General features: G+C 72.2%; 25 protein-coding genes. 8 read left to right on the top strand and 17 right to left on the bottom strand.

Translation table 11 applies throughout. The annotated features are described in order from the left end of the window. Positions 1-25 precede the first annotated feature (25 nt). On the bottom strand, positions 26-406 hold the full coding sequence (locus ABEA15_RS07020; protein WP_344141183.1) for a MerR family transcriptional regulator: 381 nt from the start codon (positions 404-406) through the stop codon (positions 26-28). A 173-nt stretch (positions 407-579) separates the two neighbouring features. Between ABEA15_RS07020 and ABEA15_RS07015 the strand changes: the two genes are divergently transcribed. Next, positions 580-1,269 carry a hypothetical protein gene (locus tag ABEA15_RS07015; protein ID WP_345555942.1) on the top strand — a complete coding sequence of 230 codons (690 nt, stop codon included), beginning with the start codon at positions 580-582 and terminating at the stop codon, positions 1,267-1,269. 211 nt (positions 1,270-1,480) lie between these two features. Here the strand turns inward: ABEA15_RS07015 and ABEA15_RS07010 are convergent, their stop codons facing one another. After that, a complete protein-coding gene (locus ABEA15_RS07010; RefSeq protein ID WP_345555941.1) occupies positions 1,481-2,872 on the bottom strand; it encodes an FAD-binding oxidoreductase in 1,392 nt (463 codons plus the stop codon). A gap of 494 nt (positions 2,873-3,366) precedes the next feature. Here ABEA15_RS07010 and ABEA15_RS07005 point away from each other — a divergent pair, with 494 nt between their 5' ends. After that, positions 3,367-4,653, top strand: coding sequence for a pyroglutamyl peptidase (locus ABEA15_RS07005; protein ID WP_425579365.1), 1,287 nt, complete (start codon positions 3,367-3,369; stop codon positions 4,651-4,653). Positions 4,654-4,740: 87 nt separating this feature from the next. Here ABEA15_RS07005 and ABEA15_RS07000 read toward each other — a convergent pair whose 3' ends face one another. Beyond that, on the bottom strand, positions 4,741-5,388 hold the full coding sequence (locus tag ABEA15_RS07000) for a CatB-related O-acetyltransferase (RefSeq protein WP_345555939.1): 648 nt from the start codon (positions 5,386-5,388) through the stop codon (positions 4,741-4,743). 174 nt (positions 5,389-5,562) lie between these two features. Here ABEA15_RS07000 and ABEA15_RS06995 point away from each other — a divergent pair, with 174 nt between their 5' ends. After that, positions 5,563-6,174, top strand: a complete 612-nt coding sequence (locus tag ABEA15_RS06995) for a TetR/AcrR family transcriptional regulator (RefSeq protein WP_345555938.1) — start codon at positions 5,563-5,565, stop codon at positions 6,172-6,174. A 122-nt stretch (positions 6,175-6,296) separates the two neighbouring features. Here the strand turns inward: ABEA15_RS06995 and ABEA15_RS06990 are convergent, their stop codons facing one another. From ABEA15_RS06990 to ABEA15_RS06970, 5 genes are all read right to left on the bottom strand, one after another. After that, positions 6,297-6,959, bottom strand: a complete 663-nt coding sequence (locus ABEA15_RS06990) for a hypothetical protein (protein ID WP_345556091.1) — start codon at positions 6,957-6,959, stop codon at positions 6,297-6,299. 312 nt (positions 6,960-7,271) lie between these two features. Then, positions 7,272-7,877, bottom strand: a complete 606-nt coding sequence (locus tag ABEA15_RS06985; RefSeq protein ID WP_344141175.1) for a response regulator transcription factor — start codon at positions 7,875-7,877, stop codon at positions 7,272-7,274. Continuing rightward, entirely contained in the window at positions 7,874-9,055 is a 1,182-nt protein-coding gene (locus ABEA15_RS06980; protein WP_345555937.1) for a sensor histidine kinase, read from the bottom strand. Before ABEA15_RS06980 ends, ABEA15_RS06985 begins: the two co-directional genes overlap by 4 nt. A gap of 5 nt (positions 9,056-9,060) precedes the next feature. Further along, a complete protein-coding gene (locus ABEA15_RS06975; protein ID WP_345555936.1) occupies positions 9,061-9,969 on the bottom strand; it encodes a CPBP family glutamic-type intramembrane protease in 909 nt (302 codons plus the stop codon). 617 nt (positions 9,970-10,586) lie between these two features. Continuing rightward, complete coding sequence (locus tag ABEA15_RS06970) at positions 10,587-11,144, bottom strand: PadR family transcriptional regulator (RefSeq protein ID WP_344141171.1); 558 nt, start codon at positions 11,142-11,144, stop codon at positions 10,587-10,589. Positions 11,145-11,257: 113 nt separating this feature from the next. On the opposite strand from ABEA15_RS06970, the gene ABEA15_RS06965 reads away from it, so the two are divergent. The 4 genes from ABEA15_RS06965 (at position 11,258) to ABEA15_RS06950 (ending at position 13,382) form a co-directional block, all read left to right on the top strand. Continuing rightward, positions 11,258-11,794, top strand: coding sequence for a hypothetical protein (locus ABEA15_RS06965; RefSeq protein WP_345555935.1), 537 nt, complete (start codon positions 11,258-11,260; stop codon positions 11,792-11,794). Positions 11,795-11,910: 116 nt separating this feature from the next. Further along, on the top strand, positions 11,911-12,252 hold the full coding sequence (locus ABEA15_RS06960; protein WP_344141169.1) for an ArsR/SmtB family transcription factor: 342 nt from the start codon (positions 11,911-11,913) through the stop codon (positions 12,250-12,252). A gap of 3 nt (positions 12,253-12,255) precedes the next feature. Continuing rightward, positions 12,256-12,762 carry an SRPBCC family protein gene (locus ABEA15_RS06955; protein WP_345555934.1) on the top strand — a complete coding sequence of 169 codons (507 nt, stop codon included), beginning with the start codon at positions 12,256-12,258 and terminating at the stop codon, positions 12,760-12,762. After that, positions 12,762-13,382, top strand: coding sequence for a dihydrofolate reductase family protein (locus tag ABEA15_RS06950; RefSeq protein WP_345555933.1), 621 nt, complete (start codon positions 12,762-12,764; stop codon positions 13,380-13,382). Before ABEA15_RS06955 ends, ABEA15_RS06950 begins: the two co-directional genes overlap by 1 nt. Positions 13,383-13,735: 353 nt before the next feature. On the opposite strand, the gene ABEA15_RS06945 is transcribed toward ABEA15_RS06950, so the two are convergent. The 8 genes from ABEA15_RS06945 to ABEA15_RS06910 all read right to left on the bottom strand — a co-directional run bounded on the left by ABEA15_RS06945 (position 13,736) and on the right by ABEA15_RS06910 (position 18,835). Beyond that, a complete protein-coding gene (locus ABEA15_RS06945) occupies positions 13,736-13,924 on the bottom strand; it encodes a DUF397 domain-containing protein (protein WP_345555932.1) in 189 nt (62 codons plus the stop codon). Next, positions 13,917-14,462 carry a DUF5753 domain-containing protein gene (locus ABEA15_RS06940; protein WP_345555931.1) on the bottom strand — a complete coding sequence of 182 codons (546 nt, stop codon included), beginning with the start codon at positions 14,460-14,462 and terminating at the stop codon, positions 13,917-13,919. Before ABEA15_RS06940 ends, ABEA15_RS06945 begins: the two co-directional genes overlap by 8 nt. A gap of 32 nt (positions 14,463-14,494) precedes the next feature. Continuing rightward, positions 14,495-14,731, bottom strand: a complete 237-nt coding sequence (locus ABEA15_RS06935; RefSeq protein ID WP_345556090.1) for a DUF6082 family protein — start codon at positions 14,729-14,731, stop codon at positions 14,495-14,497. A gap of 258 nt (positions 14,732-14,989) precedes the next feature. Further along, a complete protein-coding gene (locus ABEA15_RS06930; protein ID WP_345555930.1) occupies positions 14,990-15,229 on the bottom strand; it encodes a DUF6879 family protein in 240 nt (79 codons plus the stop codon). Between the two features lie 160 nt (positions 15,230-15,389). Further along, entirely contained in the window at positions 15,390-15,626 is a 237-nt protein-coding gene (locus tag ABEA15_RS06925; RefSeq protein WP_345555929.1) for a hypothetical protein, read from the bottom strand. A gap of 359 nt (positions 15,627-15,985) precedes the next feature. Beyond that, positions 15,986-16,708, bottom strand: a complete 723-nt coding sequence (locus ABEA15_RS06920) for an AMIN-like domain-containing (lipo)protein (RefSeq protein ID WP_345555928.1) — start codon at positions 16,706-16,708, stop codon at positions 15,986-15,988. 283 nt (positions 16,709-16,991) lie between these two features. Beyond that, complete coding sequence (locus tag ABEA15_RS06915; protein WP_345555927.1) at positions 16,992-18,173, bottom strand: sensor histidine kinase; 1,182 nt, start codon at positions 18,171-18,173, stop codon at positions 16,992-16,994. Then, positions 18,170-18,835: a response regulator transcription factor gene (locus ABEA15_RS06910; protein ID WP_345555926.1), complete on the bottom strand. Its 666-nt coding sequence runs from the start codon at positions 18,833-18,835 to the stop codon at positions 18,170-18,172. The genes ABEA15_RS06915 and ABEA15_RS06910 overlap by 4 nt, the downstream gene beginning before the upstream one ends. A gap of 266 nt (positions 18,836-19,101) precedes the next feature. Between ABEA15_RS06910 and ABEA15_RS06905 the strand changes: the two genes are divergently transcribed. After that, positions 19,102-19,398 (top strand): hypothetical protein, encoded by a 297-nt coding sequence (locus tag ABEA15_RS06905; protein ID WP_345555925.1) that lies wholly within the window; start codon positions 19,102-19,104, stop codon positions 19,396-19,398. 537 nt (positions 19,399-19,935) lie between these two features. Here the strand turns inward: ABEA15_RS06905 and ABEA15_RS06900 are convergent. Then, positions 19,936-20,406 carry a Clp protease N-terminal domain-containing protein gene (locus ABEA15_RS06900; RefSeq protein ID WP_345555924.1) on the bottom strand — a complete coding sequence of 157 codons (471 nt, stop codon included), beginning with the start codon at positions 20,404-20,406 and terminating at the stop codon, positions 19,936-19,938. Positions 20,407-20,409 lie beyond the last annotated feature (3 nt).

Raw genomic sequence — 20,409 nt, 5'->3', positions numbered from 1 at the left:
GTTCGGCGGCGCGCCGTTCCGGGCGCTATGCGGGCTGCTCAGCGGGCGCGAGGGCGGCGAGGTGCTCCCGGTTCGCCTGGATCACCTCGTCGAGTGAGTCGCGGGTGCGCACCAGGTCGGCGATATGGGCGTCAAGGCGCTCGCGCTCCTCGACGAGGCGCTTCCACGCCTCGTCGGCGGTCTCGCGGCTCGGCATGTCGACGCAGGGAAGCAGTTCGGCGATGGTCCGGCTGGAGAGGCCGGCGGTGAACAGCCGCCGAACCAGCAGGACGCGGTCCACGGCGGACTCGGCATACAGCCGCTGGCCGCTGGAGCTGCGGCCACTGCTGAGCAGCGCCTGCTCCTCGTAGTACCGCAGCGAGCGGACGCTGGCACCCGTCCGCCTCGCCAGTTCGCCGATTCTCATCGCCGCCTCCGTTCCCGCCCGCCCGACTCCGTGGTCCACACAGCGGGCTCACCCGTGCCTCTGACGTCCATGTCAGACTCTACGTGAAAGGCTCCCGCCGACCCTGCCGGTCGGCCCGACCCGTTCACGCCCGGCCTCCACCCCCGCAACCTTCTTCGGTCATACTCGGTGCCATGAGCGAGCGGCTTCACCGGTGCGTGGACGAGCTGTACGAGGTGTTCGGCCGGTACCCGCTCGCGCCGGAAATCGACGGCTGCCCGCACTGCGTGCTCCCGGAGGCCGAGGCCGCCCTGCGGAGCGCACCGCTACGACGCCTGAGCGCGCGTGCGCTGTGGCCGTTCGCCGCCAAGGCGCTGACCACCTGGGGCGGGGTGAACGACCTCCGACACTTCCTACCGCGCGTACTCGAACTGGTCGCGGACGGCGTCTGGGACCTTGAGATCGCGGTTCCGAAGTTGCGCGCTGCGCAGTGGACGACCTGGCCCGCCGAGGAGCAGCGCTGTGTCGGTGACTTCTGCCAGGCCCTGTGGCACCACACCCTGACTCACCCTCCCGGCGAGCGCAGCGTCGCCGATCTCCTCCCGTCCCTGCAGGAGCTGTTCGCCGATCCGCGCCCATTCCTGTCGGCCTGGTGGGAGAACCCGGCGGAGCCCGCCTTGCACCAGCTCGCGGACCTGATCCGATCGGTCGCGGCGAGCGCCCCGGCGTGCCGGGACGAGCACGTCGTCTCCTGGATCTGCCACCCGCGCACCCGTGAGTCGGTCGAAGCCGGCGTGCTGCGCGCCGCGTCCCCGGTGGTGGCGCGTTCGCTTTCGGACGCCTACGAGGAGGTGGAACTGCTGGACCGTACGCGAGACGGCTGACCGCGCATCGGGGCGTCGGCGTCCCGCCGAGCGCACCGGCGCCGCGGCCGTCGGATGAGAGGCCCGCAGAACGCCCGGCGCCAGGGCGTGAGCAAGGGCCCCTTCCTGCTCCCTCCCTGCCTGCTAGCACGGTCATCTTCCGCACAGGCGCACCGTGTCCGGCGAAGCGGGCGGCACGCGGTCCCGCCCGCAGGACCGGCGGCCGGTCGCCTCAGGCCGGCTTGATGTTGTGGTTGCGGTGGAAGATGTTGTCCGGGTCGTAGCGTCGCTTGACCTCCGCCAGGCGGCGATAGTTGTCGGCGCCGAGCCCCGCGACGATCCGTTCGCTTCCCTCGTTGCCGATGAAGTTCAGGTACACGGCCCCGATCGACCACGGAAGCATGTCCGAGCGGAGGTCGCGCGCCCATTGCCTGCCGCGCTCGTCGTCGGCCGGGTCCTCCCACAGCCCGAACGGATGCACGCACCAGGGCGCCCTGCGCCACGGAACCGGGTAGTCGGTGTCCGGCCTGGAGACCTGGCCCCCTTGCGGGAACAGGACGTGCTGCGACGCCGAGGGCACGATCATCCGGGCGGCGCCGGCGCAGAAGAGGTCGACGGCCTCGTCCGGCACCGTGCCGAGGTACTCCGCCGACCAGTAGTTGCGCAGGCCCGGCGGGTCGTCGAGCATGCACTGCAGCTCTGCGTAGGGCATTTGGGCGATCATCTCGCCCTCGTGGCCGAGTTCCAGCATCGGCCGGACGGCTTCGCGGCCCTCCCGCTCCTCGCCCGCGTAGGTGACCAGAACGCCGCACGCCAGTTCGCCCACCAGGTGCTCGGGCACGAAGTCCTCCGGAGGGCCGGTGAGGTACAGGACGCCCCCGCCTACCTCGTCCGGTGCCTGCTCCATGAAGTCCCGGTACGCGCGGACCACCTCCGGCCCGGCGTCGCTGCCCCACAACAGCAGGGCCGCGGTCACCGAGGGAAGCGGGTGCAGCCGCAGGGTGAGCGAGGTGACCACCCCGAAGTTGCCGCCGCCTCCGTGCAGCGCCCAGAACAGCTCGGGGTTCTCCTCCGCCGACGCCCGCACCTGCGTACCGTCGGCCGTGACCACGTCGGCGCCGAGGAGGTTGTCGCAGGCGAGCCCGAACTTGCGGTCCAGCCACCCCGTTCCGCCGCCCAGCACGAACCCGCCGACACCCGTCGTGGAGACCCGGCCGCCGGTGGTCGCCAGGCCGAAGGGCTCTGTCGCGCGGTCGAGATGGCTCATCGTGGCGCCGCCCCCCACGTCCGCGGTCATCGCGTCGGGGTCGACACGCACCGCGTTCATCCGGCGCAGATCGACGACCAGGCCCCCGTTGGTCAGCGCCATACCGGCGACGCTGTGGCCCCCGCCGCGTATCGAGACCTCCAGTCCGCGCTCCCGCGCGAACCCGACCGCGCGGGCGACGTCCTCGACCGTGCGGCACTGGGCGATGACGGTGGGCCGGTCCTCGACCATCGCGTTGAACACGGCGCGCGACTCCTCGTAGGACGGGTCCGCGGTCTCCATCACCTCACCCGCGAACCCCTCCCGGAGGCGGTCCACCTCCGAGCGCGACACCGACGTGCTGTGTAACCGGGCCATGGCGGCCTCCCTTCGCCGGCCGGGCCCGACCGGGGGCCGCGCGGTCCTCGGCCGCGGCGGGGCCTCCCCCATTCGCCCCGCCGCCAGGTGTGTCGGCCCGGCGCTTGAAGAGTAGAACCCCTGGTCGCCGACTTAAACCGGGTTGCGCATTTCGTGCGAAGACTTGACTGGCCGTGCTGCGGCGACCGCCGAAGCAGGGGCGGCGGCCGTCGCCGCCGCGACCGAGCACCCTCCGCCGACCCGGGCGGCCACCGCGAAGGGACCGTGTTCCGCCTTCGGTTCTGCTCCGGTTCATCCCCCTTGAGGTAGCAGGGATCATTCCCAGGGCGCGGAGGAGAGCGATCGGCGTCCTGCGCGGAATCGGTGGTCGCCGGTGCAGTCCTGCGGACTCGTCTCGCGGCGTGTCGCGGGGCGAATCGCGAACCGCGAAACCGGGCTGGTGGGATGATGGGGATTCTGTTACCTTCCGCTTGTTCTTTTGCTGAACAAATCGGATGTATGGAGCGAAGTTGCGTTTCCAGCAGATCGCCCCTCGCGTTGCCGCGTCGGCGCTCATCATCGCCCCCGCCATCGCCCTGGGAGCTCCGGCGCAGGCCGAGCGGACGACCGGCTGCCTCGGCGCGGACGGCGCCACCGTCGAGGAGGCGCGACTCGCCCGGGACGTCCCCCAAGAGATCCTGCGCAGGTCCGGGTTCGCCCGCGACGTGGACCGCTTCGCCGAGAAGCTCTGCGCGGCCCCCGACGCGCACCACGCGCGCAAGGTCGTCGAGCGCCACGGGGATGCGCTCTGGCGGAAGGCGGTGGAGCGGGTCCAGGAGACCGGGCACGTCAAGAAGGACCTGAGCGCCGGGGACGACCGTCCGCTCTACTGGGCGCGCCTGGGCATGACCTCGGCCCTCAACCGCTGGGAACCGGACTTCGACCTCGGCGACGCCGACCGCGCCGAGCTCGTGGCCGAGCTGGAGCGCCGCTCCCGGGGCCACGACGACACGGACCCGCCCACGGGCCGCGGGCGGTCCGAGACGCCCCGCATCGTCGTGACCGGGTTCGACCCGTTCCAGCTCGACAACGACATCCGCCAGGCCAACCCCTCCGGCGCCGCGGCCCTCGCCCTGGACGGGACGGTGGTCGGAACCGGCGACGGCGCCGCGGTAGTCGAGGCCATGCTCTTCCCGGTGCGCTGGCGCGACTTCGCCGACGGCATGGTCGAGCAGGCACTCCTGCCGCACTACACCGGCGACCGGCCGGCGGAGGCGGTCATCACCGTCAGCCAGGGCCGGGAGGGCCGGTTCGACCTGGAGGCCCACAACGGCGCCTGGCGCGGCGGCTCCGCCGACAACGAGCGGGTCGGCGAGGAGGGGATGATCCCCATCCCCGACGGCGTCCCCACCGTCAGGCCGCAGCCGCAGTGGTCGGACTCCTCCCTCGACCGCCCCGCGATCGTCGAGGAGACCACCGGGGAGCCGTTTCCCGTGTACGACAACACCCGGGTGACCGAGATCCCCGCGGGCGAGACCGAACCCGTGGCGCGCCCGGACGGCCCCACCCCCGGATCCCGGGCGCGGGCCGGCGGCGGAGGCAGCTACCTCTCCAACGAGATCGCCTACCGCAACACCCTGCTGCGCGACGCCACCGGCCTGGACATCCCGGCCGGCCACGTTCACACCCCGGTCCTGCACTTCGGCCCCGGCGACCGCGTGACCGACCCCGAGTTCGAGGAGAACCGCGCGACCATCGTCGGCCAGGTCGAGGACATCGTCGCGGCCGCCGTCCGGTCGTGACGCAGCGGGCGGTCGTCGTGTTCTCCCGGGCTCCGGGGCCGCCAAGCGCCCCGCTGTCCCGCTGGGCGGCGGGTCCCGGGGCGGCCGTCACGTCCGCGCGGGCGCCGCGCTCTCCAGGTCGTCGACGCTGCCGGACATGATCGTGCGGATGTGCTCGGTGGTGTGCTGGAGCGGCCAGTCCCACCAGGCCAGAGCCAGGAGGCGGTCGATGTCGGCGTCGCTGTAGCGGCGGCGGACGAGCCTGGCCGGGTTGCCGCCGACGATGCCGTAGTCGGGGACGTCGTCGACGACGACGGAGCCGGAGGCGACGATCGCTCCATGACCGATGCGGACGCCGGGCATCACCATGGCCCGGTAGCCGATCCAGACGTCGTTGCCGACCACGGTGTCGCCCCGCCCGGGCAGGCCGGTGATGAGGTCGACGTGCTCGGCCCAGGAACCGCCCATGATCGGGAACGGGAACGCCGAGGGCCCGTCCATGCGGTGGTTGGCGCCGTTCATGATGAACCGCACGCCCGCGCCCAGTGCGCAGAACCTCCCGATGACCAGCTTCTCCGGCCCGTAGTGGTACAGCACGTTGCGGGTCTCGAAGGCGGTCGGATCGTCCGGATCGTCGTAGTAGGAGAACTCTCCGATCTCGATCAGCGGTGACTCCACGAGCGGCTTGAGCAGCACCACCCGCGGCTGCCCGGGCATCGGGTGCACCGCGGTCGGGTCGGCGGGAACAGGGGGCATCGCGGATCGCTTCCTTTTTGCGCGGGCGTGTTCGCGGGCGTGGCGGCGAACGGCGACCTGGGCAGGCCACTAGTGCGACAGATGATACTTTAATATCCTTCCCTGGCGCGGTCCCGCTGGACAACCGCACCACCGGCGACGATCCCCGCACCACGTCCGGAGGGAGCCCGGCCCGTGCCACCGCCCCGGCGCCGCCCCGGCGGCCGTACCGCCCGTATCCGCACCCAGGTGCTCGACGCGGTCCGCGCCGAGCTCGGCGAGCACGGTTACGACGGGCTCACCATGGAGGCCGTCGCCGCCCGCGCCGGCGTGCACCGCGCGACGGTGTACCGGCGCTGGGAGGACGTCGGCGGTCTGCTCGCCGACGTTCTGGAAGCGGCGGGCGACGACGCCTGGCGGCCCCCGGACACCGGTTCCCTGAGAGCAGACCTGGCGGCGCTGAACCAGGAGATCCAGGACTCGCTGACCGCACACCCGCCGATCGTGGCGGCCCTGATCGCCGCCTCGTTCCGCTCCGAGAAGGCCGAGCGCGCCCAGCGGCGGCTCTGGGAGGACCGCTACGCCCACTGCGAGAGCATCGTCGACCGGGCCGTCCGGCGCGGCGAACTCCCGCCGCGCACCGACGCCCGGCGGCTGCTCATCACCGCAACCGCGCCCCTGTACCACCAGCTGGTGCTTCTGCGCACGCCGACCGATCCGGCCCTGCCCGCCCAGGCGGCCGACACCGCCGCACTCGCCGCATCGGCCGGCGCCTTCGCCGAGCCCCCGCCGGCCGACGACACCTGAGGGCCCGGTCCGTCCGCCGCCGGGCCCCGGTGATGAGCGCGGGCGACCGGCCCTCGGCGGCCCCCTGCACACCCGGTGAGAGCGCACGCGGCCCCGCTGGCCGGTCGAGCCGTGAGCCGCCGTCATCCCTGCGCCGCGGAGTCCAGGAACCAGTTGTAGCGCAGGCGCAGTGCGCGCTCCACGCTGGCCGCCGCGGCGCCGAGCGCGAGCGTGACGTTGAGCCACACCGGCAGGCTGACGGGCGAGGTGAAGGTCCCGAAGCGCTGGGTGACCGGGGGCAGCCGGAAGACCACCTCGGCGAGCTGCGGGATGAGGAGAGCCAGCGGGATGGCGAGCAGGACCAGCGAGCAGAACCCGATCCAGCGGCTCAGCACGGGGCGCTCGCGCTCCAGGCGCGCGCGGCGCCCCTCGCCGGAGCGCTGGTCCGGGACGAGCTGGTGCTCGGCCCCCGCGGCGGTGATGTAGTGGCAGCGCTTGAGGCCGAAGGCCGTCGGCGCCACTTCGATCGTGCCGCCCTGCACGGGGAAGGCGGCGGGGAGCCTGGACTCGGCGTGATGCCTGCCGTCGAGATACAGATGGGCCTTGCCCTTGCCGTCCTCGGTGAACAGCCGCTGCACGTGATTGACGTCGACGGCATAGACCACCCGGCCTCCGTCGCCGCTTCGCAGCGGAAGGTAGAACAACGCACGGGACATCGGCTGCCACCAGCGGAACGGCTTCAGGGGGCGTCCGTTCCCGGGCTTGACCCGCTGCGCGGCCCGTCGTCGCCGCCACTCCTTGAACATGTCGGGCTCCATATCGTTACGGGAATCGCTTCGCCGGCATCGGGGCCGACTTGGCGGTTGGGTCCTTCTGCGGTCACGTGCTCTGCGCGAGGCCTGTTCGCGTGCACGGCCGGGGCGACCGGTTGCGGGCCCGGTGGGACACAGGGCTGCCTGTCCCGGACGGGTCTTCGGCGGTTGTCGGCTCGTAGGCCGCACCGCCGGCCGCTCCGCACGGGCCGGTGCCGTCCAGCGCGACCCCCGCCGCGGAACCCGGGTACCGGGCGCCCTTCGACCGGGCCCCGCGGGCGTCCCCGGACGCGGGGGCGTCTTCGCTCAGATCCAGCCGTGCCCGGCGGCGATGCGCGCGGCCTCGTGCCGGTTGGCGGCGTCGAGCTTGGCGATGGCGGCCGCGAGGTGGTTGCGCACCGTCCCCCGGGAAAGCGAGACGCGCCGGGCGATCTCTTCGACCGGCGCGCCGTCGCGCGCCAGGGCGAGGACGTCGGACTCGCGCGGGCTGAGCGGGGAGTCGCCCGCGCTGATCGCCTCCGCCGCGAGCGCGGGGTCGACGTAGCGGCCGCCGCCCGCGACGCTGCGCACGACCTCGGCGAACGTGCGGGAGGAGACGGTCTTGGGCAGGAAGCCGCGCACGCCCGCGGCCAGTGCCGACTTCAGGTAACCGGGTCGGCCGTGCGAGGTCACGATGACGCAGCGGCAGTCCGGCAGCTCTGCCGCGAGCCGGCGGGCCACCTCGATGCCGTCGGGCCCGGGCAGCTGCAGGTCGAGCAGGGCGACGTCGGGGCGGGTGTGCAGGGCGGCCGCCAGCGCCTCGTCGCCGGAGGCCGCCCGGCCGACGACCTCGAAGCCGTCTTCGAGGTCGAGCAGTCCGGCGATGGCGTCGCGGATGAGGTGTTCGTCGTCGGCGACGAGGATGCGGGTCATACGAGGTCTTCCTTCGGAAGCGGGATCGCGGCCTCAAGCAGGAACCAGGTGCCGTCGCGGCGCGCGGTGAGGCGCCCGCCGAGTGCGCCGAGCCGCTCGGACATCGAGTGCAGTCCCGTCCCGGCGTCGGCGGCGCGCCCGTCCGCGGCGGTCCGCGCGGGCCCGGCGCCGTCGTTCGCGATCGTCAGGAGCACCGCACCGTCCTCGTTCGCGGTCACGAGCGTGACCTGTGTGGCCGCGGCGTGGCGCAGCAGGTTCGTGACGCCCTCGCGGACGACCCACCCGAGGGCCTCGGCGCACTGCTCGGGCACGGTGCCGCCGGTCACCGTGCAGCGGATGCCGGCGGACTCCAGCAGCGACCGCGCACCCGAGACCTCGTCGTCCCAGGTGGTGCGGAGCTCGCCACGCACGACGCGGCGGACCTCGGTGCCCGCCTCCTCGGCGAGCCGCCGGACCTCGGTGATCTCCTCGCCGGCCCGCTCGGCGCGTCCGCGGTCGACGAGTTCGGAGGCCAGCGAGCTTTTGACCGCGATCGTCGCCAGGGTCCGGCCGAACACGTCGTGCAGGTCGCGCGCGATGCGCAGGCGTTCGTTCGCGAGGGCGAGCGCGGCGCGGGTCTCGTGCGCCTCCTGCAGCTCCAGCAGCACCCGGAGCATCCACGCGCTCGACCAGCAGATCCACAGGACACCGCTGATCACGGCCGCCCCGACCAGCAGGAGCGCGATGTTCGCGACTCCCACGAGCGGGACGGCGAGGACGACGGCCGCCGCGTTGATCAGCAGCGTCCGGCGTGCATCGAGGACGGGTACCAGGCTCGCGGGGGCCGCCCCGATCGCCGCCGCGACCGTCAGGCCCATCGCGGGAAGGGGGAGCACGAAGGTCACGGCGACGAAGGTCGCGAGGACCAGCGCCCATGCGATGACCCCGCCGACGGGGAGCCGCCGTGCGCGCCCGACGACGGTGTCGATGCTCCAGCGGGTCACGAGCACGTTGCCGGCGACCAGGGCGAGGGACAGCACGACCGCCGTGACCCACACGCTTCGGGGCGCCCCGGTGAGCCGGTCGGCCGCGAGCGCGCTCCGCAGGAGGGTGCCGGCCGGGATCGAGACGGCGACGTAGCTCGACCAGCGCACGTAGGTCTCGAACCTGCGTGCGCCGACCAGCGGCCAATCGCTCATGCCCCTCATTGTGCCGTCGGGGCCGGGGCGGGCCGTGGTGCCGCGGGGGTCAGGGCCGGTCCCGCCGTGCGCGTGCGCAACCACACCGCCGCCGCGATCGCGGCAACGGTGACGCTGGGCACGAGCAGGGCGGCCGACCCGGCGCCCGCCGACCGGTCGGCGATGGAGGTGCCGATGTCGATGTGCAGGGCGGTGACGAGGAGGAAGGTGAGCGTGTTGAGCAGCGCGTGGATGACGACCGCGGTCTCGATGCCGCCGCTGCGCCAGGTGATGACGGCCAGGCTGACGGCGAGCGTGAAGTACCAGAGGTTGATCCACGGATCGCCCGCGCCGTGGATGGCCGTGAAAACCAGGCTTGAGACGAGGACGGCGACGACCAGGGCCGTGCGCGGTCCGCGGTTCCAGCTCCCGGCGACCCGGAGGACGAGTCCGCGCAGGCCGTACTCCTCGCCGGCCGCCTGCAGGGGCGTCAGCAGGAGGGTGGTGGCGAAGACACCGACCAGGTCGGCGACGGGCCAGTAAGTCTGCTCGGAGGGCGTCGCGACGTTCAGGGTGATCGTGGCGATCAGCCAGACGGGGCCGATGGTCAGCAGCGCCCGGCCGAACACGTCGAACCGGAAGCGCGATAGCACGGAGTGCAGCGAGGCGCCCTTCACCCCGTAGAGCCACCGCTGGATGAGCATGCTCCAGGGGATGAGAAGCGCGAGGGAGAACATGGTCGCGCCGTGGTAGATCGGCGTGTAGTCGGTGCCGCCCAGGGCGGGATTGATCCTGCCCATCCGCGCGTCGACGACGCCGGCGGCCTGGGAGGCGGCGTAGCTGAAGACGGCCATCCCGGCGACCAGGAGCACGATCGCGAGGATGCCGCGCCCGGTGCGGCGCCTGTCGCCGGCGAGCACGCGGTGGTACTCCACGCCCGGCGGGACCGGGCGCCGACCGCGGCCGCGCGGGTTCGGATCGGCCGGACCGGTCGGATCGGCCGCACCGGCAGGATCGGCCGGCGCGGGCGGAGGCGTCCGCTCCGCTCCCGTACCCGGGGCCGCGCGGAACGTATCGACCGCGCCGTCCGACCGTGAGAGCGGAGGTTGGGGCGGAGGATGGGGCGGAGGCGAGGGTCGGCGGCCGTCGTTGTGGTCCATACTCCCGAACCTAGGGCGGAGCGGCGCCGTGACAGCGTGTCACGGATCACGGGTTCTTTCCGTGCGGTGCACGGGTCGGCCATGACAGATGTCATGCCCCACCGGGTTCGCGGCCCGCCCGCCGTCGCCGTCGTCCACGCCCGCGGCACCGTTCGCAACGACGCGGTGCCAGGTCCTGCGTCTCCCGCAGGGTCACCCGGCCCCGGCGGCCGCTCCGCCCTGTTCGCCTGCTTTCACGGAGGTCAGCGGCTCGATCGGGTCCCGTCGGGCATCCGGAACGCCCCCCGGATGCGGCTCTGACATCGCCTGCCCCCACGAGGGCTTCGGCCGGCCGCGCCCGCTGCCCCCGTGTCGGCGCGGCTCTCGCGGGCGCGGGACGGGTCCGCGTCGCCTCACTCCCGCGGGGTCCCCCCGGTCGTGATCTCGTCCGGCAGGTCGTCGAACCAGGCCAGGACCGCGCGTTCGTAGTGGATCCCGAAGTTGAGCGTCGCGACGGCGTAGGGGTCGCCGGTGCCCTGGACGTGGTCCTCGTATTCGGCGAGGCGCTCCTCGTGCAGCGCACGGTGGTGCTCGACCGCCGCAACCAGGTGCTCGCGGGCGACGTGGCGGCCGAGGGTCAGCATGAGCAGGAGGGGGAAGCGCACCGCTTCCTCGGCGGGAACGACCGCGCTCCAGGCCGCGAAGGCCTGGCGGCCCGCGTCGGTGATGGCGTAGGGGCGGCGGTCGCGCTTGCCCCGCTCCAGCTCCTCGACGAGCCCGGACGCCGCCATCGCCGACAGCTCCCGGTAGACCTGGCTGCGCGTGATGGACCAGAAGTCGCCCATGAGCTGCTGGGCCGCGGCCACCAGGTCCCAACCGGTCATCGGGCGCTCATGCAGGAACCCGAGCAATGAGGCGGCCGTGTTGTTCAGCCCGTGCTGGGCGTCCTGGCTCGCACGGCGTCCGTTCATTCCCACCCCCTTGACAGTCCACTGTGTCAGGTCCAATCTGAGGCAGCAACATTCCACTGTGGACTGTCCGCGGGGATGTTCATGCCACTCGTCATCGGCCTCACGGGGGCTCCATGCACACGTTCCTGCTCGCCTTGCACATCTCCGCCGGAATCATCGGCCTGGGCGCGTCCTTGACCGCGCTACTCGTCCGCAAGCGCCGCGGTGCGCACACGATCGCCGGTCGGGTCTTCGGTGCGACCGTCGTCGTGGTGGCCCTGTCCACCTACGCGCTCCTGCCTTCCGCGCCCGAGCAGTGGTGGCTCGGAATCATCGCCACGGCGACGCTGGCCGCTGCGGCGATCGGCGTGTACCTGGCCTGGCGCAAGCCGGTGCCGCAGTGGTACCGGATCCACCTCGTGCTGATGATGTCGACCGTGATCGCCTATGTGACCCCGGTGGCGGTGCAGTTCTCCGACGGGCACGCGCTCGCATGGCTGCTGCCCACCCTCGTCGGCTCCCCGCTGATCGCCTACCGCGCTCTCGTCGCCGCCCGGGTGCTCCCGCCCTCCTACCTCGTGCTGATGCCCTGGCGCAGAAAGGCTTCGCGCGCGGTACCGCCTCCGAACGCCGAGGCCCGGACCGAACGTGCTCGCACCGCTGAGCGGTGAGCGTGCCGGCCGCGGTCAGGGCGTCGACCTTCGCCGAGTAGCACGCCGCCGCCGGTCGTCCGAGCCGCCGGCCGCCAGTCGTTGACGCATGCCGATATGGGAATATGATGGCGGTCATGGCACGAGCAGCGACGACGTCGGACGTCTTCAACGCGATCGCCGAGCCGCAGCGCCGGGAGATCCTGGTGCTGCTGCGGGCGGGTGAGCGGCCGGTGACCGAGCTGGCGCAGGAACTGGGGATGGACCAGCCGCGCGCGTCCAAGCACCTGCGGGTGCTCCGGGAGGTCGGGCTGGTGCGGGACCGCAGGGCGGGCAAGCAACGCCTGTACGGCCTCGACGCCCGCGGGCTGCGGCCGGTCCACGAGTGGACCGGCGGGTTCGAGCGGTTCTGGAACGAGAGCTTCGACCGGCTGGACGCATACGTGCAGGACCTGAAGCAGGCGAGGCAGGAGGAGTAGCTGATGAGCGCGACGGGAAGGGGAGCGTCGGCGCGGTCCGCGTCGGCCGACCGCGAGATCGTCATCGCCCGGGTCATCGACGCCCCACGGGAGCTGGTGTTCGAGGCGTTCACCGAGGTCCGGCACCTGTCGCGGTGGTGGGGACCGGAGGGGTTCACCACCACCACGCAGTCGTTCGAGTTCCGCGTCGGCGGGGAGTGGGAGTTCGTGATGCACGGACCGGACGGGACGGACTACACCGAGTTCATCACCTGGACCGAGATCGCCCCGCCGGAGCGGATCGCGCTGCTCCACGGTGAGTCCCGCGATGATCCGAACGCCTTCGAGTCGCTCCTGACGTTCGACGCCGACGGTTCGGCGACCCGGATCGAGATGCGCACGGTGTTCCCCACCAAGGAACTGCGCGACGAGGCGGTCGAGAAGTACCACGCCATCGAGGGCGGTCGGCAGACCCTGGGCAATCTGGCCGCCTACGTCACCGAGATCGCTCAGAAGGGAGAGGAGGGCTGATGGCCGGGAAGGTGTTCTTCAGCGTGTCGATGTCCGTGGACGGTTTTATCGCGCCCGAGTCCCTTGACGACCTGATGGGGCCGCAGTGGATGGAACTGCAGCAGTGGGTCTTCCCGCAGCGGTTCTTCCGGGAGAACCTGAAGCTCGGCGAGGGCGGCGAGGAGGGGCGCGACAACGACATCGTGCGGGAGACGTTCGAGCGCACCGGCGCAAGCGTCATGGGCAAGCGCATGTTCGACGCCGGCGAGCGGGCGTGGCCGGAGGACGCGCCGTTCCACACGCCGGTCTTCGTCGTGACGCACGAGAAGCGTGCCCCCTTGGAGCGGCCGGGCGGCACCACCTTCCACTTCGTCAACGACGGCATCCGGCCCGCGCTCGATCAGGCCCGCGAGGCCGCCGGCGACCGCGACGTCCGCATCGCGGGCGGCGGCGCGACGATCCTGGAGTACCTGAACGCGGGCCTGGTCGACGAGTTCTCGATCGCGCTGGCGCCCGTGCTGTTCGGCTCCGGAATACGCCTGTTCGAGGGCGTGGACGCGGACCGCCTGGCCCTGGAGCCCGTCCGCACCGAGCCCTCGCCAAGGGTGACCCACCTGACCTACGCCGTCCGGAAGCGGTAACCCCACAGCGGCCGCGAAAAGACACCCGCGCTCGCACGGAGCGGATGACGGAATCCAGTACTGGAGGGACAACCCGCTGCAGGCAGAGGGCGAGCAGTTGCTGGGGCGACGAATATGCCGCGGTTCCGGGCCGGGGCCACCGGCTCCACCCGATTCCGCCCCACAGGTGTAGCAGCCCGGCCGCCTTCAGCGGCCCGTCTCGTTCAGCGCCGGGAACAGGCGGTCGCGGTTGGTGTCGGCGCGCCCGATGCGCTGCAGGAACGACGCCACATTGCGGGGGGCGGATCCGTTCCGCGGCCGCCTGCCGCCGAGGGGCCCGGCGACTCCCGGACCCCTTGCCTGTGCCAGCGGCGCTACAGCAGGCCGCCCTTCACGTCGGCGAGGAACGCGGACCATTCAGAGGCCGGGAGGGTTAGGTACCCCGCGCCTCGGTTCTGCGTGTCGCGGACCTTCACCTGCTCCGATGACTCCGCGACCTCCACACAGTCCTGGTGCCCCCCTCCGCTGTAGCTGGACTTGTGCCAGGCTCCGAACTCACCCATGTTCCAATCCTTCCAGCGTCTTCAGGATCAACCGCGCGGACTCGTCCGGCGAGAGCGCTGCTGCTTGGATCGCACCGTAGACGAGACGGAACCTCCGAACATCCTCGGGGGTGTCGATGATCTGACCAGAGTGCGCGGATTCGGCATAGACCACATCGGAGGCCCCGGGGGGAGAGATGATCTTGAAGGGTCCGGCCATCCCCGGGTGCCGACCGCAGACCACTTGCACCGAGACACGTTCGTCGCTGATCAGGTCGGCAACGTGTGTCAGTTGCTCTCTATGCAGGTCGTCCGATCCCATCTTCCGAGTGATCACGGAGTGATCGATCACGGCCCAATGGATCGGTGACTCGGATGCAGCGAACCGTTCGGCACGTTCCATTCGGTTTCGGACGCTCACAGCGATCTCGTGCTGCGTCATCCACGGCGAAAGAGTGCAGACTGCAGCCTTCGCGTAGGCCTCAGTTTGGAGCAAGGCCGGAAACATCATCGTCTGGGACTCCATGATCGCTGTGGCGTCCCGTTCGAGGTCTGCCAACTCGTCAAGCCAGACCGATCGACCGCTTCCCGTTAGTTCTTCCCATAGTCGGACAAGATGCCCATCTGCGACACGATCATGTTCGTGTACATGCTCCGCCGCTGCTCCACCCGGCCGGACATGGGCAGGTTCGCGCCCCAGCACCGCGCGAACTCCGTGTCATCCATGGCCATGCGCAGCAACTCGCTGTTGGAGTCGCGCAGCGCCGGCTCCCGGGACATCCGGGTCTCGCGCGCCTGCAGCACCAGCGTCGCGACGACTCCGAGCAGGGCCAGCCCGGCGAGCAGCGCGGAGGCGGCACCGTAGGTCTGCCCGATGAAGCTCAGACCCTCCCGTCCTCGCTGACCCCCTCCACGGCCCCCAGCCCCAGCGGAGAGAGGGCCACCAGTCCGACGACCACGACCGCCAACAGCGCGACGACGACGGGCGCGAGCACGCGCACGGCGGCACGGTCGCCGCGCGTCCTGAGTGCCCGCGCTCGCGGCCCGCCGCTCGCCTGCCCCTGCCCGCCCCGCCGGTCCCGCCCGTCACGAACCGACCGCAGGCGCGGGCAGCGGCGCGATCTCGCGCTCGAAGTAGTCCAGCAGCGGCGTCCCCCCGTCGAACAACGCGGCCAGGTCGGCGACGGTCGCGGCGATAGCGTCGCGGTCCTCGATCCGCCAGGCGCCGCACGCCCGCCCCTGGGACTCGTAGCGCACCAGGAACAGCACCCGGCCGCCGAGCACCACCACCTCGGGCAGCGGCGCCCGCTCCTCCAGGTGCGCCACATCGCCGCCGACACGACCCGCAGCGACTGCCCCGCCTCGGCCAGCAGGCGCAGGAACTGCATCTCCCACTGGCGGACCCGACGGCGCGCCGAACCCGTCTGGGCGGCCGGATCCGTTGCCGAAATCGGCCGCACGGACAGGCTCGGCGAACGTCGCCCCGCTACGCCGCCGACGGCTCGACGGCGAACCCCCGCGGCAGCAGCACCTGCTCCGCGTCAGTGACGATCCCCGCGGGCACCGTGTCCAGCGCGGCCGGCGCCTGCGGGCTGCGCATCGGGCAGATCAGCCACAGACCGTGCGGCGAGGCGCCGCTCTCCCGCGCCTGACCGACCTGCTCGGTCAGCAGCCTGCGTTCGGCCGGGTAGCGCGCCAGCGGGGTCGCACCATGCAGGAACATCGTACGGTCGGTCCCGCCGGCGCGGATGCGCTCCCCGAGCCTCGCGCACGCGTCCGCGGCCAGATTGGCGAACGCCGCCGGGCCGCCGTCGCGGCGCCGCCCGCACCTCGGCGGTGGGCAGCGGCGCGGTGGCCTCGAAGCGCACCAGTCCGTCGGCGGCGCCCAGTGCCGCCGCGGAGCGGAGCAGGTCGGCCTCCACCGGCACCGTGGGGGTCGTCGTCCACGATCTTGGCGACCAGCACCCGCGACCTGTGCCGCCGCACCGCGGACTCGGTCTCCGCAGCCTTCGTACGAGTCGACCGAAAGCCCCGAGTCCGAGAGCCGTCGATGCAGCGGCGACGTCGGGCTCGGCGACGTCGTCAGTCCGCGTTGTGGGCGATGTCGACGACCACCGTGCGCACGTCGCGGTCCTCGTCGAGCCGGGAGAAGACGCGGAACGGCAGCTTCTCGCGCGCGCCCAGCGCCACGGTGGTCTGCCCCTCGAAGGAGCCGGCGTAGCGGACGGAGCGCAGCGAACCCCAGTCGGCGAGCCCGCTCTCGGGCACGAGCTGCTCACCGACGTCGGCGAGTGGCTCGCCACTGCCGCCGCCGGGTGTGCCTTGCGCGGGAGAGCGGACGGTCACCCGCAGCGCGGCCTCCCCGGCGACCGGCATCGCCTTGCCGGAGCCCTGAGCCCGCACCTCCGGAACGTATTCCGCGTCGAAGCCGGTCTCGGAGGTGCCGTGGACGTCGACGACGACGCGGTCGAAGCAGTCGTGGCGGCCCGCGCGCACGTCGCGCACGGGGGCGCCGGAGCCGCCCGGGTCGGTGTCGGCGCGCAGCGTCCAGCTTTCCGTCACGTCGCAGTCGTCGGAGGTGCCGCCGCCTCCGTCGCCGCCGCCGGAGTCCCCGTTTCCGTTTCCGTCGCCGTCCGGCGCGTCGTCGGCGGGCGCGGTGGAGGTCCGCGTGGCGGTCACCGACGGCGAGCCGCTCGGGCTTTCGGCTGTTCCCGCGCCCTCGGGCGATCCGGGGTCGGCGGCCGCGCCGCACGACGTCATGAGTAGCGCGAACGCGGGCAGGCCGGCGAGCATGGACTTGCGCACGGGGTGCTCACCCTTTCGCCTACGGCGTCGTGGATCCCAGCGGTCGGGCTACCCGGCGCCCGCGGGGTGCATTCCCGACAAGCGGGGCACGATGACGTTGCGGCGCGGGAGGGAATGCCATCCTTGTCGGACATGCACTCGGGTAGGTGAGCGACCGTCCGGGAGTTCGAGGAGCAGGACTGCGAGGCGGCGCGCTTCGTCGGTTCCTGGAACCGAACTTTGGGATCACCGCCGCCTGAAAACCGGCCTGCAGCTTGAGCACTGCTCCGCCCCGGCGCCGGCTTCAAGGCTGCGGCGGCGCGCTCCCGGCGGCGGGCAGCACGACGGTGACGGTGAGCCCGCCCTCGGGGTTGGGGGTGCCGCCAACGGTGCCGTGGTGGCTGTGGGCGATGGCGCGGACGAGGGTGAGGCCGAGGCCGTGGCCCGTGGCCTGCGTACGTGATCGCTTTCGGTGGAACGGTTCGAACAGCCGCTCGGCGAGTTCGGGGCTGATGATCTCGCCGCTGTTGGTCATCGTGATCACGGCCGAATCCTCCTGCGCGGAGACCTCCAGCCGCGCCGTGCCCTCCGCCTCGTTGTGGCGGACCGCGTTGTGCAGCAGGTTCATCAGCAGGTGATGCAGCAGGTCCCCATCGCCGTCGACCACGACCGGACGCAGATCGCTGCGCACGTCGATCCGCCGGTCCGCCGCTTCCTGCTGGACCTGCTCCACGGCGTCCGCGGCCGCCTTCGCGAGGTCGACGGGCTGCGCGGCGTCGATGCCGTGATCAGCACGGGACAGCGTCAGCAGGGACTCCACGGTCGTGATGCTGCGTTCGTTGGTCTTCAGGAGCTTGGACGTGAGGGCGCCGACGTCGTGGTCCTCGGGGTGGGCGCGGGCGACCTGGAGCATGGTGCGGGTGGTCGCCAGCGGGGTGCGCAGTTCGTGCGCGGCGTTGGCGGCGAAGCGCTCCTGGGCCTGGAAGCTGGCGTGCAGGCGGTCGAGCATGGTGTCGATGGTGTCGGCGAGGTCGGTGAACTCGTCCCGGGGTCCCCTGAGGCGGATCCGCTTGTGCAGGGTGGGACCGGCGATGACGTCGGCGGACCGCGTCATCCGGTGGACAGGGGCGAGGATGCGGCCCGCGATGAGCCAGCCGAGCAGGAACGCGATCAGGGTCATCGCCACCAGGGCGGCGACGGAGAGCTGCAGCAGGACCGAGAGGACGTCCTGCTTGCTGGTGATCGCGACGGCCTCGCTCGCCCCGGAGGGTCCGCTTGGCTGGACGGGTCTGGCCCGTTCCGCCTCGACGGCGGTCACCTGCACACTGGTCGCCGCGGCCAGGTTGTAGCTCGGGACGAACCACATCAGTGCGTACAGGATGGCGATGAGCACGGTGCCGAACGCGAGCAGCATGGCGCCGTAGAGCAGGGTGAGTCGGGTCCGGATGGTCAGCCGGCCCCGCCGGAGGCCCTCGGAGGCGCTCATGCCGCGGTGTCCAGGTAGTAGCCGACGCCCGTGGCCGTATGCAGCACGGGCGGGTCGCCGAGCTTGCGCCGCAGTGTCGAGACGGTGATGCGGACGGCGTTGGTGAACGGGTCGGCGTTGGCGTCCCAGGCCTTCTCCAGCAGCTGCTCGGCGCTGAGGACCGCCCCGTCCGCCCGCATGAGCAGCTCCAGGACGGTGAACTCCTTGGGGGTCAGGGACAGGGGGAGGCCACCGCGCTGGGCGCTGCGGCGGGCCGGGTCCAACCGGATGTCGCCGCGGGTCAGCACGGGCGGCTGCGCGGGTGCGGAGCGCCGCTGCAGCGCGTGCAGCCGCGCCACGAGCTCGGGGAAGTCGAACGGTTTGACCAGGTAGTCGTCCGACCCGAGCCGCAGCCCGGCGACCTTGTCGGCCAGCCGATCGGCCGCGGTCAGCATCAGAATGCGGCACTCGGGGTGGTCGGCCACCACGTGGCGGCACACGTCGTCCCCGTGCACCCCGGGGAGGTCGCGGTCCAGGACCACCACGTCGTAGTCGTTGACCGCGATGTGCTCCAGAGCCGTGTCACCGTCCAGCGCGATGTCGACCGCCATGCCCTCGCGGCGCAGACCGGACCGCAACGCGTCGGCGAGGAACTCCTCGTCCTCCGCCACCAGCACCCGCACGCGGCTGTCCTCCTATCGTCGTCTCCGGACTTCCTCCGAATGCGTCCACTCAGCGTTGCCGGTGCAGGCTGAAGCGGAATGCCACGGCAAGCCCATGATCGACGAACCGGCATATGGACGAGTTATGGAATCGGCCAAACACGGACGATAAGTCCCGACTGGCTTACTGCTCGTGGCGGTCGCAGCCAGCCACGGCGGCCGCTCCCGGTGGAACGATCCCCGGGATGCTCCGCGGAGCAGTCCAGCCGTACAGAACGGGATGTCCCATGTCTTCCTTCCGCAAGATCGCAACCGTCGTCGCCGGTGTGGCCCTCGCTGTCGGGGGCGGCGGTGCCGCCGCGTTTGCCTCCGGCACCGCGCCGGAGCAGACCGTGGAGGTGCCGGCGGGCGTCGACGCCAAGCCCGCCAAGCCGAGCGGGGAGGCCGAAAAAGGCGCGAAGCCCGCTAAGGGCGAGGCGATCCGCATCATCAAGGACGGAGACGGCGTCCGGATCATCAGGGGCGAGGGCGGCGAGGTTCCCGTCAACGCCGAGCCGGCCGAGCCGGCCAAGCCCGCCGAGTAGAGGTAGCGCGGTCCAGCGCGCGGTCGCGGATCCCGGTTGAGGCGTCCGGGGCCCGTCGGGGCGGTTCGCGGGGCGGGCGCACCGCGAACCGCCTCCCCGCATGACTGACTGCGGCTCTCGCTCCGGCGCGCCGCCACCCGCCGCCTGGCCCGCCCGGGACTCGCCCGGCGGCGGTTCGTCGACCCACGTGCGGAGGCGGGGCACGCCCCATGGTCGGCGACGTCGCGCTCGACCGCGCTGCACGCCGACTTGGGCCCCGCACCAAGCCCACGACCACCTTGGTCGCCCCGGCGCCCTCTATGCCCCGTACTCCGACACCTCCACCCCGAGGCGAACCCGGTGCAGTCACTGCGCGGGTCGGCGGCCGCGACGGCGAAGACCCCGCGCCCGGGCCCCGCGTCCGCGGCCAAGGCCTGGGAAGTGGATTCAACACAACAGGCGCGACACCGTTCACGGCGGCGTGTACGCCGCTGTCCCGGGCCACCGAGCCGGAACGTCCCCGCAAGTGCGAGCTTCCGCCCCGGAGCTCCTTCTTGATCAGGACCCGCGCTCCTGCAGGCGCCCGCGTACCACCCCGCGATCGACGCCGAGTCGCGCCAGCAGTTCCGCCGCGGGGTCGGGCCGTTTCCGATCCAGGAGGACGTGCAGCAGATGGACGGTGTCGATATCGCGGGTCCTCGCTTTGGCGTTCTTGACAGCCTGGGAAAGCACGGCCTGGGCGGTCGAGGTCAAGGGCGGCGCCGTGCGCGCGGGCGCCGACAGGGCCGGGGCGAGGTCGCCGACATCCACGCCGATGGCGTGCAGCGCTTCCCGGTCGAGTTCCTCCAGGGCCGCGTAAGCGGCCTCCAGGTCCACGCCCAGCGCCCGGACCGAGGCGGATCCGGTCTCGTGGAGCAGGCCGAGCAGCAGGTGCTCGGTGCCCATACGTTTGGCGCCGCGTTGGCGCGCCTCCTCGCGGGCCGCGGTGACGACCACGACAAAAGGGCTGCTGGTGAACTGGTCGAACACCGT

This window comes from Streptomonospora halophila (assembly GCF_039542725.1).
In the GTDB taxonomy this organism is placed as follows: Bacteria; Actinomycetota; Actinomycetes; order Streptosporangiales; family Streptosporangiaceae; genus Streptomonospora; species Streptomonospora halophila.
This window is presented reverse-complemented; position numbering and strand designations above follow the sequence as displayed.

Excerpts from the sequence above, each read along its gene's own strand:
- ABEA15_RS06905 (WP_345555925.1), top strand. The coding sequence starts at position 19,102 with ATGTCTTCCTTCCGCAAGATCGCAACCGTCGTCGCCGGTGTGGCCCTC.
- ABEA15_RS06985 (WP_344141175.1), bottom strand. The coding sequence starts at position 7,877 with ATGACCCGCATCCTCGTCGCCGACGACGAACACCTCATCCGCGACGCC.
- ABEA15_RS07015 (WP_345555942.1), top strand. The coding sequence starts at position 580 with ATGAGCGAGCGGCTTCACCGGTGCGTGGACGAGCTGTACGAGGTGTTC.
- ABEA15_RS06970 (WP_344141171.1), bottom strand. The coding sequence starts at position 11,144 with ATGAACGGACGCCGTGCGAGCCAGGACGCCCAGCACGGGCTGAACAAC.
- ABEA15_RS06965 (WP_345555935.1), top strand. The coding sequence starts at position 11,258 with ATGCACACGTTCCTGCTCGCCTTGCACATCTCCGCCGGAATCATCGGC.
- ABEA15_RS07000 (WP_345555939.1), bottom strand. The coding sequence starts at position 5,388 with ATGCCCCCTGTTCCCGCCGACCCGACCGCGGTGCACCCGATGCCCGGG.
- ABEA15_RS06955 (WP_345555934.1), top strand. The coding sequence starts at position 12,256 with ATGAGCGCGACGGGAAGGGGAGCGTCGGCGCGGTCCGCGTCGGCCGAC.
- ABEA15_RS07005 (WP_425579365.1), top strand. The coding sequence starts at position 3,367 with ATGTATGGAGCGAAGTTGCGTTTCCAGCAGATCGCCCCTCGCGTTGCC.
- ABEA15_RS07020 (WP_344141183.1), bottom strand. The coding sequence starts at position 406 with ATGAGAATCGGCGAACTGGCGAGGCGGACGGGTGCCAGCGTCCGCTCG.
- ABEA15_RS06945 (WP_345555932.1), bottom strand. The coding sequence starts at position 13,924 with ATGGGTGAGTTCGGAGCCTGGCACAAGTCCAGCTACAGCGGAGGGGGG.
- ABEA15_RS06990 (WP_345556091.1), bottom strand. The coding sequence starts at position 6,959 with ATGTTCAAGGAGTGGCGGCGACGACGGGCCGCGCAGCGGGTCAAGCCC.
- ABEA15_RS06925 (WP_345555929.1), bottom strand. The coding sequence starts at position 15,626 with ATGTTCCTGCATGGTGCGACCCCGCTGGCGCGCTACCCGGCCGAACGC.
- ABEA15_RS06915 (WP_345555927.1), bottom strand. The coding sequence starts at position 18,173 with ATGAGCGCCTCCGAGGGCCTCCGGCGGGGCCGGCTGACCATCCGGACC.
- ABEA15_RS06960 (WP_344141169.1), top strand. The coding sequence starts at position 11,911 with ATGGCACGAGCAGCGACGACGTCGGACGTCTTCAACGCGATCGCCGAG.
- ABEA15_RS06980 (WP_345555937.1), bottom strand. The coding sequence starts at position 9,055 with ATGAGCGATTGGCCGCTGGTCGGCGCACGCAGGTTCGAGACCTACGTG.
- ABEA15_RS06950 (WP_345555933.1), top strand. The coding sequence starts at position 12,762 with ATGGCCGGGAAGGTGTTCTTCAGCGTGTCGATGTCCGTGGACGGTTTT.
- ABEA15_RS07010 (WP_345555941.1), bottom strand. The coding sequence starts at position 2,872 with ATGGCCCGGTTACACAGCACGTCGGTGTCGCGCTCGGAGGTGGACCGC.